The sequence below is a fragment of the Brevibacillus centrosporus genome (assembly GCF_003710815.1).
Lineage (GTDB): Bacteria > Bacillota > Bacilli > Brevibacillales > Brevibacillaceae > Brevibacillus > Brevibacillus centrosporus.
This window is the reverse complement of record NZ_RHHP01000016.1, coordinates 49,790-68,501: the sequence shown is the minus strand read 5'-3', so window position 1 is coordinate 68,501 and position 18,712 is coordinate 49,790. Positions and strand designations below refer to the sequence as shown.

The window sequence follows — 18,712 nt, the reverse complement described above, 5'->3', positions numbered from 1 at the left end:
GAAAAAAGTTGTAGGGAGAGTAAAATTAAATATCATTCCACATGAAAACAGAAGCCTTATGGCTCCTGTTTTCATGTTAGTTCCTTATAGATTTGACAGAATTGCTGTTGAATGAATAGCTATTCCATTGCTCATTAATCCCGCCACTGTGAATATCAGCAAATATATCTTCAGACTCCAACTAAATACTCCAAGGGGAAGTCGTTGAAACATAACATCTGGATTTTTGTTGAAATATTCAGTAATATCACAACGTATTATTGTTTCATCAAGTGTTCCCATATTTTAACCATCGCGTAGGTGTCCAGCTTACAATAGGCAAGGAGAGCTTCCCGAAGCAAATTTCTTTCTTCTGGGGTTCGAGTGTGTAAATTTTCAAAAGTGTCCATTGCCATGGAGCCGTCTTTAATTAATAAGTGACTATAATTGAGCGATACATCGTTAGGAAAAAGGGCTGTCAGTACTGCTTTAAGCGAGTAACTTCCTCTCATTTCATTTAAGTAAAACCACTTATTTTGAAATGGGAGCATCAGGTCAACTAAATTGTCGTGTATATCCAGTAAGTGTTCAGCTAAATCAGGAAAATGATCACTAAGGTTCTTTAACACCATTTTTTCAAAACTAATGTTATATGCAATCGTACAGGCTCCTTTAGGAATTTTCGTAACAAGTCGTTCAGCAATTTCTCGTCTTGGGTCGGATCCTTCTATTGCTAAAAACTCTGAGTGATCCAAGACAGCTCCTTTTGATTTCAACGAATGGATAGAATATTGGAAGGGTATTTGCTTATAGGGTTTATCACCGTCATATAAAGGAACCATTTGAAGATACGTCTCAAAGTCTAAAAAATATAACGGATACGAAATCGTTGATAAAAATGTTTGAATTCGTCTTGTATCTACTACTTTAAGGTTTTCTTTATATGCTTTTACTTGAAAGGATTGGGGGTCAGTTAACTTATAATTCGCGGGGATATCACTTAAAGTAACGATTCCTTGATTATATAACTCAAACGCCTTTTTACCAAGCCGTGCTATATCAAAGACAGAATAATACGGAATGTGCGACCAACAGTGATCTTTTGCCCTACATTCGAGATCATCTTTCCCATATTTCTTGCAATAAGGTCCAATATCTTGCTTAACACCATTTTCATTGATCAGTTCCTTCATACGAGAAATCCGAATTGGAACTGCATCTCGTCGCTTTATTATTTCGCTTGTTAAATCATATAAGGTAAATAATTGCTTAAGATCAAGAACTCCCCTTCTTACATACTCGTTGTTTATGTAAATTAATAATGAATTAGACAAGGGTAAATTTTCATTAACAACGAACCATTGAAAAGAGAGATCATCAAGATGGCGGTCCTTTACTCGGGTTGATGACTTTACAGTATAGAGGTGCCAGCCGTGTTCTGTGTGCCGCAAAATATCGCAGATAACATAAACTCCATCATATTCAAAAGTGGCTTGATAAATCGTTTTTTCTCCTAAAGCAAGCAACCTCTGAGTTTCTGCTATCATTTGCGACGGGTCGTTAGAGTATTTCACAGCAGAACCAGTTGGAAATAAGTCTCTTGCAAAAAAGACGGCTTCGATTTGCTTGTTCACCTTCGATTGGTAATCACCTGGAGACAAAAGGGATGGGTTGTTTTTGTGTAGCCAGAATGATTTGGGACATTGCATAAAGAGAAGATAATCGGATTTTGTAAGCAACATTCATTTCCCCTTTCGCAAATGAGCGGTTGTTACACTATATGGCGAAAGGAAGGGTTTTAGTTGACTGATTAATTCGTTTTAATCCAGTTTCCTCATTATTTACGCTTCAACTGGGTTGAAAAAATTCAACTAAATTTGTAAGTGCTATTAACTTGAATCAAATCGAAGTTGTATTTGGTACTAAAGTTGATAAAACTACTGCAGAAGATCTTACTAACTACACAGTGTCTGTGAATGGTACTCCAGTAACGTTTGACACTGATGCCACATTGCCAGATACGGTAGCTAAATTGCAAGCAGATGAAAGAACTGTAATTCTTAACTTGGATACTGATGGTACTGCAATTAACTTGGCTAACAAGTCTGCAGTTCGAGTTACAGTTAGCAATGTGAAATCTACGGAAGATCAATTGATTGCTCCATTTGATTCTACATTCTACGTAGAAGATGCTACAGCTCCAACAGTTAAAGAAGCTAAAATTAACGCAGGTCAAAATGGTTTTGTTGTTACTTTCAACGAACCTGTTAACAACGCAACAGGAGTAGCTAGAGTAAATGGTGTACCTGCAGCAATCTCTGCTGGTCCTGACAAATATTCCGTAAATGTTGCAGCAACTTTGACTGGTGGCCAAACTTACTCTGTATATGTTTCCGGTATTCAAGATTTGGCAGGAAACGCAGTATCGGCAACTACTAAATCCGTAACATACAATAAAGATTTAGTTGCACCTACTCTAGCTTCTGTGACTCAAAAAGATGATGTTACGTTGAAAGTTAAGTTCAGTGAGAAGCTTGATTCTGCAGCTCTTCCAAATGTAGATGTTTATCGCGGAACTAGCATCTTCTGGTCTGGAGCTTTGACTACTGGTGTACTGGACGCAGACGATACTACCGATACAACCTATTTGGTTACACTTGATCCAAACGCTGGTGGTGCTTCGCAAGTACTGTACCCTGCTGGACAAAACACAGCAAATGTAAACGTTGATGTTGCATCGTTTAAAGATGTAGCTGGAAACGTAGCCGCTGCTACCTCCAAATCTGTTTCTATCACTAAATCCACTTCAGTTCCTGCTGTTACAACTACTAAGTGGGATGGAACAAACGTTGTAGTTACGTTTGATAAGACTTTGGAAAGCTCTACAGTTGATACCACTAAACTTCTCATTACTGATTCTACAGGAGCTGAAGTGACTCCAAGTGGAGCTGTGGTTTCTGCTGACAAAACAACAACTGCTGCAGACGGTAAATACGTTGTTATCTCTGGTCTGCCAGCAAATGAAACTTACACTATCAATTTTGTTGCTGGATTCGCAGAAGACCAAGCGATTATTCCGAACAAGACTGGTAACTATACGTTCACAATTGCGACTCCGTCTACCGCGGGTGACACAACTAAGCCAGTAATCGAAACTGATGCTGGTACTGGTACGGATGCAAATACTTTGGATGAATTGGCTGGCGCTTCTGCAAACGGTACTAAAGTTACTGCAAGTGGAACAGGCAACGTTATTGAAGTATTGTTCTCTGAACCAGTTAAAGCAGTAAGTGCTGCGAATTTCAAAATTGATGGCGCAGCTCTTCCAGCAGGCTCTGTAGTTACTCTTACTAAAGGTGCACAATCCAACGATAATCGTGTTGCCAAAATTACATTGCCAGAAAGCGCAGTAGCGCACGATGGTAATTATGAGTTGGGTGTATCTGGGGTTCAGGACTTAGCTGGAAATACAATTGCTGCTACGAATGTAGTAGTTGCACTTGATGACACAGTTGATCCAGTTTTGACTACAGCTGTTGTTAACGCTGATAACAGCATCACATTGACATTTAGTGAAGCAATTGCAACTACGACTTTCACTGGTGCTGAAGCTGATTTCGTAGTAACAGTAAACAATGTTGATGTCTCTGCTGATGCCGCTGTTGCAGAAGCTGGTGTAGCTGGTGATAACAAGCTGAAACTGACATTTGGTACTACTAACGTTGTAGGTCAAACTGTAGTAGTAAGTACAGCAGCAACTACATCTGTACTTGAAGACGCTGGTAACCAAGCTAACAAGCTTAAAACAGGTGTGACAGTAAACGCAACTGCTGCAACTAACTAATCGAAACGTTACTTCATAAGCTCAACTGAGCGAAAGAAGTAGAAAATGCACCCCATACGCAGCAATGTGTATGGGGTCTTTTTCTAACTGTCCCATCGAACTGACAGGTGAAATCCCTGTCCATGACAACAGCCAATCCGTCATGTGCCTAATCCTCCTGCATCCAGTGAGGCTCTACCAAAGCCGAAGGGGTGAAGTCAGGTGAAGTCGTACTCGAAAGAGGCGGGGCTCCATAAAAGGTGACTATGGTTAGGAGACGAACCCATGTCGAGAAGTTAGAAAGAGAGCAAGGTTGTCAAAAAGCTAGCAGTTCGGCCTTGTTTCCTGCATTTGCGATGATGCAGCGGCAACCGGCATAATTTCGGCTGTTAAACCGGTTGAACTTTCTAATGAGCAGTGGGAACCTACGGTCATCAAAAAGAGGGATAGATGGGACGGAACGTTTGAAGTTTCATGTGGGGAGACGGGGTAGCGTCAGAGATCCATATGAGATGGCGGCGGGTTCGTAGTAGTGTTGATGGCCTGCCGCTGGTACCCGTAGTGGCAACACATGCGGGGAGGAGAAAACTGGCCGGAGCGAAGGAACCCAGTCAGCGGGAAAGAAGGATGCGAGAAACCTTACAATGGGCGTTGTAGTTTCTCAATTACAATTGAACAAACAACCAGATGGGATTGCAGAAGAATGGTTTCTGCAGTCCTATTTGTCTTTCATCAACAATAGATAACTAAAGTTAGTATGAATGATCATAGTGATCATGCTAAGATGGTTAGGCCCATTGTAAATCTAATCATAATCTTCTATTCTCGTTGATGGAACGCCGTGTGCGATGAAAGTCGCCCGCACGGTGTAGGCCTGACCGAAAACTGCTTTCTGTAGAAAGTGGTTAGGCAGGAATAGCAAGGACGGATCATCGACACCAGCACCAGGACCACTTACATATGGAACTTCCTACAATGGAAGAACCATTGCCAATCAGACAATCAATCGAAGCGTAACCATTACTGCAGACAACTTTACTCTGCAAAACAGCCGCATTCGGGGAAATCTGACGATCAAAGCGGCGAACACCATCACATTGGACAATGTAACCGTTGATGGGACAACGATCTTCCAGTAATCCACTTTAAAAGTATCGAGGTGATAAAGAATGAAACGATTCTCTTTCCAACAGAAAATCTCGTGGAGCTTGCTGGCAGTACTCGTTGCTTCGCCTTTCGCTTCGGCACATGCGTCAGTGACCATTAGTGGAACTTCACAACTAAACGGCGGCATGCAAATAAACGCTCCTACTACACTCAATGTGCAGGGCGGCACGACGATCTCAGGGAATGTAACCGTGAGACAGCCTTTCACCATTAATCCTGATCCGACAGCCCAAGGAAATGCGTTTTCACAGGCTGGCTTTACGCTGATTCCCGCACTGCTCAATTTACCGATAGACCTAGGGGGAGTAAGCACTGGCATTGTCACCGTGGGGAATACCAACGTGGGACAAGTACTCGGCGCAGATGGTGTCAGCCAAATTCAACCGGCCCCGGGAGTTCCGGTAGGGCAGGTGACGTTAGATGGTTCAGGAATAGACAGTGCGAGACAAGCCCTGCAAACAGCGATTTTGAATGCGGATATCACCGTTGCAACCACCGCTCAATCCAACTATCAAACCGAGGGTGGCGATTTGAAAGTTTCCGTATACACAGATGTGACGCAAGCGATCACTGCGCTAACTGGGGCGAAAACGGCCGCACAAAACCTGTTGAATAAAGGAACCGCTACCTTGTCAGAGTTGGGAACAGCCAAGAATGCTCTGTCAGCAGCTCAAGGTACTTTGCAGTCTAAGGTGACACAGTTGGATATCGCTACACAGGCACTCAAGGACTATGCCGCGGCGTTGGCACTTGCGAAGACAGCACTAAGCGATGAGATTGCAGCCGTAGATGTATCACCCGCCCAAACTGCGCTGGATGACTTCGAGTCAGCCAAAGGCGATATTGGTATGGCGGTTTATACAGATGTGGAAGCGGCTATTCAAGACCTGAACAGCAAAAAGGCAGCAGGGAAATCGGTGTTGGATTCAGGTACTTCTACATTGCAACAAGTGCAAGCTGCGACTACGGCTATCACCGATGCGCAAACCACGCTCACGAACAAGAAAACGCTGCTTGAGGCAGCTACCCAGGCTTTGATTGAGTTGGCACAAGCGAAGACAGCGCTGAGCAATACGATCGCTTCCGTAAACGTATCCACTGCTCAAACATCGCTGGCAAACTACGTGTCTGCCCAAGGAGATACCAGTTTGGCGGTTTATACGGATGTGGAAGCGGCCATTCAAGACTTGAACAGCAAAAAGTCATCGGGTGAAGGGTTGTTAAGCAGTTCTTCTGTACTCGCTGACGTCCAAGCTGCCACGCAAGCGATCTCGCAAGCCCAAACAGAGCTTAACGGGAAAGTTGCCTTGTTGGATACAGCCACACAAGCTGCAGAGCAACTGCTGAACAATGCCAAAGATTCTTTGGATGATGCGATTATAGCTGCAACCACAACAATAGATGCTGTCGAAACTTCCAAAGCAGCTTACATCGGAGCAAGTGGTAGCCAGGGTGCGACGGTCTACACGGATGTAGAGGCGGCGGTTCAAAACCTGAACAGAGCCAAGGCAAACGGGCAAACGATTTTGGGTACGAGTACGTCCACCCTTGCAGAATTACAAGCGGCTACCACAGCCATCACGAATGCCCAAACGGTATTGACTAGCAAGAAAACATTACTAGATGAAGCTACTCAGGTGCTTCAAGACTTGGCACAGGGTAAGGCTGCGCTGAGCAATGCGATCGCATCCGCAGACGTTTCAGCTGCCCAAGCAGCGCTGGATGACTACGAGGCTGTTCAGGGGGATACCAGCTTAGCGGTTTATACTGATGTAGAGACAGCGATTGGTAACCTGAGCAATGCAAAGGCGGCGGGTCAAGCCGTGTTGGCTGACAGCACTTCTGTGCTAGCAGATATTCAGGCTGCCACACAAGCAATCCAGCAAGCCCAAAACTTGTTGAACGGTAAAGTCACATCATTGGAAGCAGCAACAGACGATTTGAAACAGGCGCTTCTTGATGCTAAAAATGACTTGAATGCCGCCATTGCTTCGGTAGACGTAACGGAAGCGCAGCAAGCGCAAACGGCTTATACGGATAAAGGGGGAGATACCTCCGAGACTGCCTATACCGATGTCACATCCGCGATCGCCAACCTGCAGCAGGCAAAAACCGAAGCAGAAGCTATCGATCAATCTATAGCTACTTTGGCGGACCTTCAATCGATGACAACGGCGATCAACGAGGCGCAGTCCGCTCTTGATGCCAAGGTTGCTCTTCTCAAGACAGCAACAGACGAGCTGGTGTTCCAGGAGGTAGTGAGCAAGGATATCACTCAGTTTGATTTTTCTACGATCTACGCTGGTCAGGCGCGGATAACCAGCAAGCCAATCACTAGTACCGACTTCGCGAGCAATCCCAAACACTTCACCGTGAGTGACGGGAACATCACCATCGACGTGGATCTCACCTGGAACATTCCGTTGAATGGCTTTACGACTGGACAGGTGGTCGGATCAGCAGTGGACAGTTTCATCCAGCAGTATTATAACGACCATCACATTGATCTGGGACAACGAACCATGGCTGGCATAGGATTTGACGATACCTTTTCCGTTACACGCTTCCAGACAGGGTCAAGTAATGTGATCACGGTCGGTGGTTCTGATTGGGACGAATTCTTTGATACGAACACGGCTACTGGCAGCGATACAGACACCAGCCAAAACCGTACCTTTACCATTAGTGACGGGACAAAAACAGCAACGATCAACCTAGAGTGGAAACTCGACGGGATGGACGACTTGGTCGATACCATCAATGATGAATTGACATCAGCAGGTGTACTAGCAACAGCAGTAAAGGAAAGTGCAAGTACGTTTAAAATTGTCGCGAAAAAAGCCAACATCACGATTACAACAGGCGGAGCTGACAGTAACGACTTCTTTTAGCAGCTGGTTGACCTGAAATCAAATGCAGTGAGTCTACCCAAGTGGTAGGCTCTATTTTTTTGTCTGGACTCGCTGAAAAACACTCAAGAAACTCACTGAAAAAGACTACTGCCCATCCGGTGAAACACCAATCCTCATTACCTCCAAGTAACCTTCCCATCGTCCTCTCGCTGCAAACTATAAAAACTGCAGTCAGCAGCCGTTCATTCCTCTCAGTAGCCCTTCACCCTGAAATGAAACGGAACATACGTTTCTAACAAGGTTTGAATACTATATTATTAATAGGAATATGACGGAAAGGAGGCTTTGTGCAGGAGTGTCTGAAAAACGTTCCGGTGGTATAATGGTAGTACAGACAATGAACGGGCAAGGGAGAGTGATGGTGTGACCAAGCGGATGAATCCCATCGTCGATTTTGTGTTCAAGCGAATTTTCGGTACCGAGGAAAACAAAGACCTGCTGTTGTCGTTTCTCAACGCGACGCTAAAACCAGAGGAAGGAAAACAGCTAAAGGAAATCACGCTGGTTGACCCGCACATCAACGCGGATCAGGTGGGTGACAAGGCATCCATCCTTGATGTCAGGGGGAAAACGAAGACAGGCGAACAGATCAACATTGAAGTTTAACTACACAACAAGTACGACATGGAGAAACGCTCTCTGTACTACTGGGCGAAGATGTACGAGGGACAGCTGGCAGAAGGTGAACCGTACCGGAACCTCAAAAAGACGGTTACAATCAGCATTGTGGACTTTTCGTACCTACCCTCAAAGAGCTACCACAGCGTTTTTCGTCTGAGAGAAGACAAAGAGAAATTTGTTTTGACGGACAATCTGGAAATCCATTTTCTTGAGTTGCCGAAGCTGGGAGCAGAGCATCAGGAAACCAGTGACCTGCTGGTGAAATGGCTGCTGTTTCTGAAGGCCGAGAGTGAAACGAAACTGGAGGAATTGGCTATGAGTGAACCAACGATTCGTAAGGCAGTCAACGTCCTTGAATTTTTGAGTCAGGATGCCGAAGCTCGCAGATTGTATGAAATGCGGGAGAAAGCATTGAAGGATGAATTGAACATGGTTGAAGGAGCAAAGGAAGAAGGAAGAACTGAAGGGAAGGCTGTCATTGTTCGTAACATGCTTGCAAAAGGTTTGAACGTGGCCGAAATCTCGGAGTTGACCGGACTGACCATAGCTGAAGTAGAAAAACTGAAACAGCAACTGCACTAAGCTTCCCCTCCATGTTCCGCAAGTAGCGGCAGTACCGAAAGGACCGACAGACGGTAACGCATCTGGCACCACTGACGCTACAGGAGGCTCAAAACGATGTCGAGGTACAAAAAAATTGCAGAAGTAGCCAGCCCTACGTCCAACCAACGGATGTAGGGCCTTTTTGCGTTCCCAAAAACCAAAAGGAGTTGTTGTACATGCTTTTCCCGAACGTACCGACCAAGACGTTAGGCGGTCAGGTTTTCTGGAACACCCTGGATAGAAGAAACGGCTGGAAGCTGCAGCAGAACATGTTCACCCAACACTTCCGCATCCTCGACCCGGACAACGTGAGACAGGCGTGGGGACAGGATGAAGGTGAGATGTGGCGTACGTTTCGCATGTTTGCTGGTTCAAAGATTGAATGAAGCAAGGTAGGTGTTTGATAGTGGATGTGATTCGGCAATTTGAGCAGTACCTTGTGGAAAACGGGATTGCACCCAAAACGATTGAATCCTACGTGGGAGACGTAAAGGGGTTTTGTGTGTACCTGGAGGGGATGGGAGTAGAGCAGCCTACCGATCTGAAACGCTTCTACGTCTCTAGCTACAAGAACCACCTGATGGAAAACAAGTACGCAGTGGCCACCATCAACAAGAAGATCAACAGTCTCCAAGCGTTCAATCTGTTCCTGATCGACCGCAAGCTGACCATGGAGCAAGTCGTCACGCTGCGGAAAGACAGGATCAAGGTAGCGGCTGGCAGCGAGGGAGAGGTGGAAGTCTTTTCAGAGCAGGAGGTGAACCAGCTGCTGTTCTTTGTCCAGGACAGGAGCAAAGTCAGCCAGCGGAACCACTTAATCGTTTGGTTGCTACTGTACACTGGTGTTCGTGTGAGTGAGCTGTGTGGCATCCATCTCAGTGATCTGGACTACCTCACCAACACACTTCGAGTTACAGGTAAGGGTGGCAAGTACAGAGAGATTCCGCTTCGTCCAGATCTGGTGGATCTGATCAAAGCGTACATTCGGTCAGAACGGCAGGAAAACAAGCATCGGGACAGTCCCTACCTGCTGCTCAGTCAACGGGCCGAGAAGATGCGCAAGGACGCGGTCAACACACTCCTAGAAGGTTTGGAGAAGCAGCTCGGCTTCAAACTGTACCCGCACAAGTTTCGTCACACCTTCTGTTCCCGTCTGCTCAAGAAAGGAGTGCCGCTCACAACGGTTAGTAAGCTTGCAGGTCACGCCCACATTCAGACCACGGCCCACTACTACATCAACACCAGCCGACAGGACAAGGAGCAGGCTGTAGCGCTTTTGTAAGCTAATCGTAATTGGTAACAATCAATCACAAGTAAACGAGGCATCTTTCCGTCATGGTTGCGGGAAGGTGCCTCTAATTCGTTTGGAGGATGAGAGAATGAGAACGATCAAAACCATGCAGGACGTGCGTTTGATTCGCGCAGCGCAGGTGTTTTCCGACACCATCACATCGTTTCTGGAGGAAGAATTTCTCGGCCTGAAAGAAGCTTTTGACTTCGACGGTCTGGACGAAGAATTTGCTCTGGATCACTACGGCTTCCTGGTCGTGCTGGAGCAAGGAGACAACCTTCGGGATCTGTCCGTAGTTGGTTTGGAAAGGGAAACAGGTGGACTACTTGGTAGCTTGCCGGAGTTTGTCGACAAGGTGGTACGTCAGGGGGAGTGCTGGTACAAGGCGGTTGTCATTTACACCAACGAGTACGCCATGGCTTTCTATGTTCCTGAGATCGTCGTCGCGGATGATGAAGAACTGAAAACTTTTTTGGAGGCGCATGTGGAATGAAAATGAGCGAAGAAGTAGCAAAGCGGGTCAACATCGTCCGGTTACAAATGGTACGGGAATCAAGCCTTTTGTATCCGCAACGTCGGATTCGGATGGCGAAGGATGCTGTAGGGCTGTTCCAGTCGTTTTTGCAAGAATCGGATCGGGAGCAGTTTTTTTCTGATTTGTCTGAATGTTAAGAATGAACCAACAGCCATTCACACCTTCTCCATAGGATCGCTGGACAGTTCGATCGTTCATCCCCGTGAAACATTCAAGGCAGCTGTCCTGGCGAATGCCAGTTCCATCATTGTCGCGCATAACCATCCGAGTGGTGACCCCACTCCCAGCCAGCCTGATCTGGATGTGACAAAGAGGCTCCAAGAGGCGGGGGAGTTGCTGGGTATCCCTGTTTTGGATCACATCATTGTCGGTACAGAGGGTGCCTACGTTAGCTTGAAGGAAGGAGGGTACATGTAAGGATGGAAACGCGGAAAATGTTCTCTTCAGATCGATACGTGACACGCGGAGTCAATGAAGTCGTTCCGTTTGAGCTGCAGCTCCTTCTGTGGAGCATCCTTGAGAAACGGCAAGAACGGGGAGATCAGTTGGATCATCTCCAAATTTTCGAGCTTTCAGCAGAGTGGGTGGATGGTGAGCCAGTGCAGAAGGTTCTAAATCGGCAGGAGCAGCCTTTCCATGAGGAAGTGTTCTACGTGGATCATACCGAGAATCTGGCGATCGGAGTCACGGTTTGGATCATGGATTCGGGGGAGTATTCGACTTTACTCCTTCCCGAAGAATACTGAGGCGGTGCTGACATGACAATCATCAAGATTATTCTTTTCATCCTACAGATTCTTGTGGGAGCAAAAAAGTAAAAGCGAAAGGAGGATTAATGATGAATCCGCTTTTGAAAGAGCTGATCTGGATCATTGCGAAACTGGTTTTGGCGAGAATGAGTCGGGAGCAGGCTATAGCTAAAGTAGCAAACGAGCATGGTCTGAACCAAGCAGAGCTTCGTTCAAAACTAATGTAGGTGACTGATTAGGTCACGATGATTGATTCAAGGGCGGACGTTCGTTTGCCCTATTTATTTTGCTTTCACACACAGAGAAACATTTTGATAAAAGTCGACGTAACCGACGATGTCGACTTCGACTACTTTCACAGGCATGGAGGGATTGAGATGTTTCAACGACGTAAACGTAATTTGGATTTGACAGGTACAAAAGGGCAGTCCAGGAGGGAGGGAGCCTCGCATGGGATCAGCTGGGAAAAAGTACAACAGAGAACGGATGTAAGTGAAAGCTCGAACAGTGAGGACGAAGGGATTGAAGCTGGATGGGAAGAGGAGGAAGAGGACAGCTTTGCGCCAGCAGAAGAATTTCAGAGGCGGCACACGCCAGTTAGCCAGTCCAGGCTGGCTTTTTCAGAACGGCAAAACGTGAGTTCCGGTCAGTCCGAACCAATGTACCTCGGACTGCAAAAGAGGCCGGGTTTTTACGAGCAGCATAAAAAGGTGACCATTTATTTGGATAGAGAACTGATGGAAACGATGGAAGCGCTGAAAAAGGAAAGGTACATTCCAAGCTACAGCTGGTTAGTAGCAGAAGCGGTCAAGCACTACCTTGCCACTAGAAAGTGACGTTCGGTCAAAGAAACACAACGTGTGGATGGGGTGTGGTGAATCTTGCATGGCGAAGAGGGCGATCCCTTTTTTCCGCCCTGATTGCCCTGCAAAAAAGAGTCTACTCTACTTCTGACACAAAAATTGTTCTCAGCTCTTCTTGAATAGCTTGCTTTTGCTCTTTACTCGCCACAAGAAGAAGTGTCCCTGTAGAACCAATGAATGTCCCAATTGGATTTTTCTCAGTGGAAAACAATGTCTCTATGGTAGCTGCAATCAGGTGGGAGTAGGCAGGGTCTGTTTTTAGCATCATGACATCTAATGGATAATCACAAAAGACCGCTTCCGCTTGAAACATAAGATTTTGCAGACGTTCGCGCTCCATGTTTTGCTTGGCTTTTTCATTCAATGTGTAGCAATTGGTCAAACGGTCTTTGACAAGCTCTAAATCTTTAATATCTCGTGAAATGGCAGCTTGATTGGTGTCTATCCCGTATCCTTCTTTTAGCTTTACAACCAATTCTTCTTGTGTACGAATCGGGTAGGCTTGAACGATCTCCTCAATGGCAGCTAAACGCCTCTGTTTTGCCTCACGCTGGGAAAGGAACTCTTCATTCATTACGATCGCCTCTCTTTCAAAAAAATAAAAATTAGTACTTTGGAACTGCTTTATTCATGTTCGTACACGGAAAAACGGGGGAAAAAGGCTTTTGGGCAGGGAGGACTGACTGAAAAGGTTACATACGGCTACTCGAAAGGCAGTCCTGCCTATTCCCCCTTTTTATAGCCTAAATGAGACGTTCTTATCTCATGGGTTGAATTTATTATATCATATATGATTAAAATATACAATTTATATCGATTTTACAATGAATAAAATTGATAATATATTCATTTTGTACCTACAACAATAGTGAAAAAACGGAGGTAATAACAATGACTAAACGCAATCACTCGATGACCACCCACATCCATCTTCACATCCACACGAATCAAGATGGTGGACAACCTACTTTGGAAGTACAGAAGCCAGATCAAGTATTTCGTCTGGATCATGGTCAGAAAGGGCAACCATTTCTGGAATTTGATCAAATGTGGGAATCAGGGATGTATGAAGATCTTGAAACCGTAAGTGATCCACAAGTAGTGTCGCCAGAAGAAATGAACGAAGTACTGGATTACTACAAGAAACACTATCGCTACTCCATCGAGGTACACTTCATGGACTACAAAGGTCAGGAGTTAGACACGTTTTCTTACGAACAGTACCAAGCAAGGGTCGGAGAAATCAACGAGGGAGAAGAGGGCAACAACGATCACTCACTTTTCCGCCCTGAAAGCCCTACAACGTACATCTGGGGCAGGTCGGGGAAACTCAGAATGACGCAAAAAAGGGGATTCGGACAGTTGCGACCTGTCTGAATCCCGGCTCTAAAAAAATTTTCCTATCGTTATGTTAGGACATTCGATTGATTTATACAAGTAAAGGGAGGCAGAAAACATGAATACCACAGCATTTGCTCATAAAGGACGCGTACAGGAGAGTGAGGATGCGATGAATCAGCTGTTGGATGAGGAATTAGAGCTAGATGTAGAACTGGATGACTTGGAAGACTTCGAGAAGGACGTACAGTTTGTGGCTGACGAAGAGGACGAGGTTGAAGCGGATGAGGCGGATGAAGACCATGAAGACCTGTTAACCGTGAAGAAGTCGCTTCGTAAGCCAAAATTAGATGAAGACGACTATGTTGCCCAAGTAGGTCAGCCAAAGGCAGAAAAAATGACCACAGGACAGTTTGGTCCGTGGGTGAAGATCACGATTCCTTTCCTCATTAAGCATCCTGACACAAAGGAAGGAGTCACCGTGGAGTTTAGTGCGAACCGAAGTATTGATTCGAAAAGTAGGCTCTATCCCGTGCTGAAGGGTATTTGGGCACAGAGCCTGGTAATGGGATCGACCTGCGTGACCTGGCAGGCAGAAAGGTAAAGGTGAGCATCGAACATCGAAAAGATGAAGAAGGAAACGTGTGGGAAAACATTGTTTCCGTTAGAAAATACGTTCCTAAGCGGTAGGGGCTACGAATTTTTCAGATGCACGGTGTAGACGTCCATCACCGAGAAATTTTGGGGGGGCGTTCCAATTGGAGGGCGAACAGGGCGGTGTCTTGCGCCCTCCTTTCCCTCGAAAAAAGGGAAAGGTACTTGAATTGTCAGAGCGAAGGGAAAAAACTAAAACGCAAAATGTTCAGACATATATCATATAATTGATCCCTACTGATACGATAGGGATTTGGAAATCAACAACTATGAACGCAATGGAGGGATTTCAATGTTATTGATGCAAGTGATCCACATGTTTCTTCACTACCTGTCGTCCATTGAGCGCAGCAAAGAGACAACGACGGGGTACGAAAAAGACTTGACGCAGTTTTCCAAATTCCTTGAGAAGAAGTATAACTGCACACCCTACCTTGAAGAAATTACGGCAACGGATCTGGAAAGCTTTCTTCTTTGGCTGAAGGAAAAGCGGAACTATGCTCCTGCTAGTCGGGCAAGAAATCTCTACACCCTCTGCTCCTTCTTTGCCTATGCCTACAAAAAAGAGTTGGTTGCACGAAACGTCGCCTTGTCGGTGGAAAACATCAAGCTGCAGCAGAAAGAGCGAGTCTACCTGTCTGAGACTGAAGTGCAACAATTGGTGGGGGCGATCGACCATGACCTCATTCAACTGGTTGTTCTGGTGCTCTACCTCACCGGACTTCGCATTTCTGAGTGCCTTTCTCTCACCACGGACACCGTCGATCTGGATCAAAGGGTCATCCATGTGGTGGCCGGTAAGGGAAACAAGGATCGGCTCATTCCCATCTCAGACAAGCTACTGCCGCTTCTTCAGCACTACCTGGAGCACGAACGCCCGGACACGGACTCTGATCTGTTCTTCTGCACGAAGAAAACAGGAAAACTATCTGACGTGTACGTGAACCGAGTGCTTGCGGATGCCGTGAAGAAACTTGGCTGGAAAAAGAAAGTGACGGCTCACATCCTACGTCACAGCTTTGCTAGTCAGTTGGTCAAAAAGGACGTGAACTTGGTACAGATTCAAAAGCTCCTTGGACACTCTTCACTTAAGGTAACCAGCATTTACACCCACAGTAACCTGGAGCAGCTGAGTGAGGCGGTCAATTGCTTGTAGAAGGAGGGGGCGAAGTGTCCCCTCTTTTTCAAAGAGAGGCACTGCTTGGAGCACGTAGGCTAAACGACCGTTTTTGCAAAGCATGGACAAACGACTATCGAAAAGGAAGTGTTGAAAAATGGCAATGTCACTGGATAAGAAACCGATTTACGATGAGCGAGTGAATGAGATTTTGCGTGGTCTTACGGAAGGAAAGACGAGAGACGAGTTAGCCGAGGAATTTGGGTATGCCAACTACAAGTCGCTTGACATGCACATGCGGCGCAGAAACTTTACGTGGGATCGGGACAAGCAGACGTATATGCCGATCTATAACCGCTTGGAAGAGCGGGATCTGGAAGTCTCTCTGACTGCATCGTCGAAAGCAGCTACCGTCCTTTCCCTCTTTCAGAAGGAAGGAGCGGATGCCAGAACCATTGCCAAGCGGTTAGGTTTTACCGATCACCGAGAGCTGGCTGTTTACATGAAAGGGAAGGGCTACGAATGGTCTTCCGAGGCAGGAAACTACGTCAAAATGCGAGGGCAAGTGCAAGAGGATTTGGGAAATGACAACTCTTCTCTTCAAGATTTTGGTGAAGAAGATAGGGAAGCAGGGCAGGGCCAACCACTAGGGGCTACTACGCCTGTCCCGGTAAGATTCACTCAACTTGAAGGGGGAAAGCTAGAAAAGTACTTGCCACTCTTGGAGATGCTTGAGCGGAACAAGGACAAGCTGATTGATCTTCTTGTACCCACTGCGGAGGATGGCAAGGTGCCACGTTACACGATTCCAGGCATCTTTGTCACCAAGTCCGTACACATGACCAATACGCTCGATCAGCTTGTACGTGACTACAGCAAAGAGAAGAACATCAGTCAGCGAGACATCTTTACCGTTGCGTTGCTTGACTTCTTCCGTCGCTATGGGTACGAGCGAGAGGTGGAAACATTGGTGGGACAAAATTGAGGCTTGGTTGTACAGCATAGGGGAAACATCTTCGAGGGCGATTAGAGCGAGTAATACGCACTGACCGCCCTCTTTGCCCTGGAAAATACACAGAGGGGATAGGTAGCGGTACATGTGGATTGAGCCACTGTTTCTATCGCAAAGGGTGCGGAACGTGGTAAACTAAAGACAAAGAAAAGGGCAGGTGAGTGGAATGGCTTGGGAGCCTTCAAAATTTCAGGTATCTTTGCCAGACGATTTTTTGCCACTATTGAATCAAAGGAATACGAATGTGAGTTTGGATGAGCAGGTGAAGGTTACCTTAGCGGTTGGTTTGTTTTTGGAGAAGAAGGTAACGCTGGCACGAGCAGCAGAATTAGCGGGAAAGTCACTGAGCGACTTTATTGATTATCTAAGTGACCGTGGCATTGCCTGGATGGAATATACAGAAGAAGATAGACGACTCGATGATCAAACGATTTCTAAGCTTTTAGCAGAAGAAGGAGAAAAAGATGCGTAAGGTCATTTCTAATTCAAGCCCGATTATTGCCTTGTCAATGATCGGGCATCTTTCGCTTATGAATGAGCTTTTTGATGAGGTCTATCTTCCTGCTGAAGTCTATCGTGAAATTGTAGAGAGTGAGAGTCTTCGGGAGCATGGAAAGCGTGAGTTGCAGGAAGCGGTGGAGCAGGGGCGTTTTCAGATCTATCAGGTGCAGAATGAAGAGTTGGTTAGCAAGCTCTACGGAAAGCTTCATCGCGGGGAGCTGGAGGTCATCATTGGTGCAAAAGAGTTAGGTTTAGAGGTCGTGATTATTGACGAGAAGTCAGCAAGAAGGCTAGCGGATACGTTTATGTTGAACTCCATTGGCACGGTCGGTTTACTATTGTTTGCTAAGAAAAAGGGAAAGATTACAGAGATTAGGCCTTATTTGGATCGTTTACTTACCCACCATTTTCGGATCTCGACAGGCTTATACAAACAAGCGTTATTTCAGGCAGGGGAAACGGACGAGTCCATCAGCTAGGTACAGATTGGAGGGTTTTCAGGGCGGTTAGGGCCTAATCAATTCCCTCTTTGCCCTCGAAAGTACAGCGGTAGGCAAGCACACCGCAGGGAAACTGAGGAAACAAAAACGAAAAAGAAGCAGCAACAAGAGCAACACAACCTCCGACTACCTGCAACATTGCGAATTCTTTGAGCCGCTTGGTGGCAACGCACTTCCTAATGATGAACCAATGGAGGTCTTTCTTTAGGACTGCTGTTTTCCATTTTATGTTGATTTCCTATCTTTTGAGTTGAGTTTCTTCCATTGAGGGGAAGACAAAGAGAAATTTGTTTTGACGGACAATCTGGAAATCCATTTTCTTGAGTTGCCGAAGCTGGGAGCAGAGCATCAGGAAACCAGTGACCTGCTGGTGAAATGGCTGCTGTTTCTGAAGGCCGAGAGTGAAACGAAACTGGAGGAATTGGCTATGAGTGAACCAACGATTCGTAAGGCAGTCAACGTCCTTGAATTTTTGAGTCAGGATGCCGAAGCTCGCAGATTGTATGAAATGCGGGAGAAAGCATTGAAGGATGAAGCTAACATGATTCAGGGAGCAAAGCAAGAGAAGGCAATGGAAGTGGCCAAAAACTTGCTGGCGATGGACATGACTGTAGATGTAGTTGCAAAAGCAACAGGTTTGTCGGAAGAGGAAATCGAAAAACTAAAACAGCAACTGCACTAATCATCCCCTCCATGCTCCGCAAGTAGCGTCAGTACCGAAAGTACTGACAGAAGGTGACGGCATCTGGCACCACTGACGCTACACGAGGCGCAAAACGGTGTTGAGGTAAGAATGGCAGAATCAACGAGCCCTACGTCCAACGAACGGATGTAGGGCCTTTTTGCGTTCCAAAAAAGTCACAAGGAGCTGTTGTACATGCTTTTTCCAAATCTACCAACGAAGACTTTAGGAGGGAGCTTTTTCTGGGACACTTTGGATAGGAGAAACGGCTGGAGGCTACAAAAAAACATCTTCACCGAACACTACCGCATCCTTGACCCTGAGAATGTCCGGCAGGCATGGAGTAACGACGAGGTTGAGATGTG

At 46.1% G+C, this 18,712-nt stretch carries 17 protein-coding genes and 3 pseudogenes; 17 read left to right on the top strand and 3 right to left on the bottom strand.

Annotated elements, in window-relative coordinates; genetic code table 11:
- Positions 1–257 precede the first annotated feature (257 nt).
- Entirely contained in the window at positions 258–1,613 is a 1,356-nt protein-coding gene (locus tag EDM55_RS15825) for a DUF2779 domain-containing protein (protein ID WP_170184542.1), read from the bottom strand.
- A 260-nt stretch (positions 1,614–1,873) separates the two neighbouring features.
- Here EDM55_RS15825 and EDM55_RS15820 point away from each other — a divergent pair, with 260 nt between their 5' ends.
- A complete protein-coding gene (locus EDM55_RS15820) occupies positions 1,874–3,823 on the top strand; it encodes an Ig-like domain-containing protein (protein WP_122960754.1) in 1,950 nt (649 codons plus the stop codon).
- A gap of 21 nt (positions 3,824–3,844) precedes the next feature.
- Here EDM55_RS15820 and EDM55_RS31015 read toward each other — a convergent pair whose 3' ends face one another.
- Positions 3,845–3,967 (bottom strand): hypothetical protein, encoded by a 123-nt coding sequence (locus EDM55_RS31015; protein WP_259676088.1) that lies wholly within the window; start codon positions 3,965–3,967, stop codon positions 3,845–3,847.
- Between the two features lie 1,004 nt (positions 3,968–4,971).
- Between EDM55_RS31015 and EDM55_RS15810 the strand changes: the two genes are divergently transcribed.
- From EDM55_RS15810 to EDM55_RS15775, 9 genes and pseudogenes are all read left to right on the top strand, one after another.
- On the top strand, positions 4,972–7,860 hold the full coding sequence (locus tag EDM55_RS15810; RefSeq protein ID WP_141296285.1) for a YhgE/Pip domain-containing protein: 2,889 nt from the start codon (positions 4,972–4,974) through the stop codon (positions 7,858–7,860).
- Between the two features lie 384 nt (positions 7,861–8,244).
- Positions 8,245–9,084: pseudogene (locus EDM55_RS15805) on the top strand (Rpn family recombination-promoting nuclease/putative transposase).
- 197 nt (positions 9,085–9,281) lie between these two features.
- On the top strand, positions 9,282–9,491 hold the full coding sequence (locus EDM55_RS15800; RefSeq protein ID WP_122960751.1) for a hypothetical protein: 210 nt from the start codon (positions 9,282–9,284) through the stop codon (positions 9,489–9,491).
- A gap of 20 nt (positions 9,492–9,511) precedes the next feature.
- On the top strand, positions 9,512–10,387 hold the full coding sequence (locus EDM55_RS15795; RefSeq protein WP_122960750.1) for a tyrosine-type recombinase/integrase: 876 nt from the start codon (positions 9,512–9,514) through the stop codon (positions 10,385–10,387).
- 97 nt (positions 10,388–10,484) lie between these two features.
- Positions 10,485–10,889, top strand: coding sequence for a hypothetical protein (locus EDM55_RS15790; RefSeq protein ID WP_092275396.1), 405 nt, complete (start codon positions 10,485–10,487; stop codon positions 10,887–10,889).
- Positions 10,886–11,348 (top strand): annotated as a pseudogene (locus EDM55_RS15785) (JAB domain-containing protein). Before EDM55_RS15790 ends, EDM55_RS15785 begins: the two are co-directional and overlap by 4 nt.
- A gap of 2 nt (positions 11,349–11,350) precedes the next feature.
- Positions 11,351–11,677 (top strand): DUF960 family protein, encoded by a 327-nt coding sequence (locus EDM55_RS15780; protein ID WP_122960749.1) that lies wholly within the window; start codon positions 11,351–11,353, stop codon positions 11,675–11,677.
- A gap of 92 nt (positions 11,678–11,769) precedes the next feature.
- Positions 11,770–11,907 carry a hypothetical protein gene (locus tag EDM55_RS30310; RefSeq protein WP_170184546.1) on the top strand — a complete coding sequence of 46 codons (138 nt, stop codon included), beginning with the start codon at positions 11,770–11,772 and terminating at the stop codon, positions 11,905–11,907.
- A 150-nt stretch (positions 11,908–12,057) separates the two neighbouring features.
- Positions 12,058–12,516 carry a ribbon-helix-helix domain-containing protein gene (locus tag EDM55_RS15775; RefSeq protein WP_170184547.1) on the top strand — a complete coding sequence of 153 codons (459 nt, stop codon included), beginning with the start codon at positions 12,058–12,060 and terminating at the stop codon, positions 12,514–12,516.
- 103 nt (positions 12,517–12,619) lie between these two features.
- Here the strand turns inward: EDM55_RS15775 and EDM55_RS15770 are convergent, their stop codons facing one another.
- Entirely contained in the window at positions 12,620–13,117 is a 498-nt protein-coding gene (locus tag EDM55_RS15770) for an arginine repressor (RefSeq protein WP_122960747.1), read from the bottom strand.
- A gap of 317 nt (positions 13,118–13,434) precedes the next feature.
- Between EDM55_RS15770 and EDM55_RS15765 the strand changes: the two genes are divergently transcribed.
- From EDM55_RS15765 to EDM55_RS15735, 7 genes and pseudogenes are all read left to right on the top strand, one after another.
- A complete protein-coding gene (locus EDM55_RS15765; RefSeq protein ID WP_122960746.1) occupies positions 13,435–13,920 on the top strand; it encodes a hypothetical protein in 486 nt (161 codons plus the stop codon).
- Positions 13,921–13,999: 79 nt separating this feature from the next.
- A complete protein-coding gene (locus EDM55_RS15760; RefSeq protein WP_122960745.1) occupies positions 14,000–14,485 on the top strand; it encodes a hypothetical protein in 486 nt (161 codons plus the stop codon).
- Between the two features lie 342 nt (positions 14,486–14,827).
- The gene (locus EDM55_RS15755; protein WP_122960744.1) at positions 14,828–15,691 is read left to right on the top strand and encodes a tyrosine-type recombinase/integrase; all 864 of its coding nucleotides are present in this window, start codon (positions 14,828–14,830) and stop codon (positions 15,689–15,691) included.
- A gap of 118 nt (positions 15,692–15,809) precedes the next feature.
- Positions 15,810–16,637, top strand: a complete 828-nt coding sequence (locus EDM55_RS15750; protein ID WP_122960743.1) for a hypothetical protein — start codon at positions 15,810–15,812, stop codon at positions 16,635–16,637.
- A 193-nt stretch (positions 16,638–16,830) separates the two neighbouring features.
- The gene (locus EDM55_RS15745) at positions 16,831–17,136 is read left to right on the top strand and encodes a UPF0175 family protein (protein ID WP_092275402.1); all 306 of its coding nucleotides are present in this window, start codon (positions 16,831–16,833) and stop codon (positions 17,134–17,136) included.
- The gene (locus EDM55_RS15740; RefSeq protein ID WP_092275405.1) at positions 17,129–17,644 is read left to right on the top strand and encodes a PIN domain-containing protein; all 516 of its coding nucleotides are present in this window, start codon (positions 17,129–17,131) and stop codon (positions 17,642–17,644) included. Before EDM55_RS15745 ends, EDM55_RS15740 begins: the two co-directional genes overlap by 8 nt.
- A 304-nt stretch (positions 17,645–17,948) precedes the next feature.
- Positions 17,949–18,347: pseudogene (locus EDM55_RS15735) on the top strand (Rpn family recombination-promoting nuclease/putative transposase); the annotation flags it as partial.
- Between the last annotated feature and the right edge of the window lie 365 nt (positions 18,348–18,712).

Bases quoted from the DNA above. Each gene is read 5' to 3' on its own strand.
- EDM55_RS31015 (WP_259676088.1), bottom strand. From the start codon at position 3,967: ATGACGGATTGGCTGTTGTCATGGACAGGGATTTCACCTGTCAGTTCG.
- EDM55_RS15810 (WP_141296285.1), top strand. From the start codon at position 4,972: ATGAAACGATTCTCTTTCCAACAGAAAATCTCGTGGAGCTTGCTGGCA.
- EDM55_RS15800 (WP_122960751.1), top strand. From the start codon at position 9,282: ATGCTTTTCCCGAACGTACCGACCAAGACGTTAGGCGGTCAGGTTTTC.
- EDM55_RS15790 (WP_092275396.1), top strand. From the start codon at position 10,485: ATGAGAACGATCAAAACCATGCAGGACGTGCGTTTGATTCGCGCAGCG.
- EDM55_RS15780 (WP_122960749.1), top strand. From the start codon at position 11,351: ATGGAAACGCGGAAAATGTTCTCTTCAGATCGATACGTGACACGCGGA.
- EDM55_RS30310 (WP_170184546.1), top strand. From the start codon at position 11,770: ATGAATCCGCTTTTGAAAGAGCTGATCTGGATCATTGCGAAACTGGTT.
- EDM55_RS15775 (WP_170184547.1), top strand. From the start codon at position 12,058: ATGTTTCAACGACGTAAACGTAATTTGGATTTGACAGGTACAAAAGGG.
- EDM55_RS15770 (WP_122960747.1), bottom strand. From the start codon at position 13,117: ATGAATGAAGAGTTCCTTTCCCAGCGTGAGGCAAAACAGAGGCGTTTA.
- EDM55_RS15765 (WP_122960746.1), top strand. From the start codon at position 13,435: ATGACTAAACGCAATCACTCGATGACCACCCACATCCATCTTCACATC.
- EDM55_RS15760 (WP_122960745.1), top strand. From the start codon at position 14,000: ATGAATACCACAGCATTTGCTCATAAAGGACGCGTACAGGAGAGTGAG.
- EDM55_RS15755 (WP_122960744.1), top strand. From the start codon at position 14,828: ATGTTATTGATGCAAGTGATCCACATGTTTCTTCACTACCTGTCGTCC.
- EDM55_RS15750 (WP_122960743.1), top strand. From the start codon at position 15,810: ATGGCAATGTCACTGGATAAGAAACCGATTTACGATGAGCGAGTGAAT.
- EDM55_RS15745 (WP_092275402.1), top strand. From the start codon at position 16,831: ATGGCTTGGGAGCCTTCAAAATTTCAGGTATCTTTGCCAGACGATTTT.
- EDM55_RS15740 (WP_092275405.1), top strand. From the start codon at position 17,129: ATGCGTAAGGTCATTTCTAATTCAAGCCCGATTATTGCCTTGTCAATG.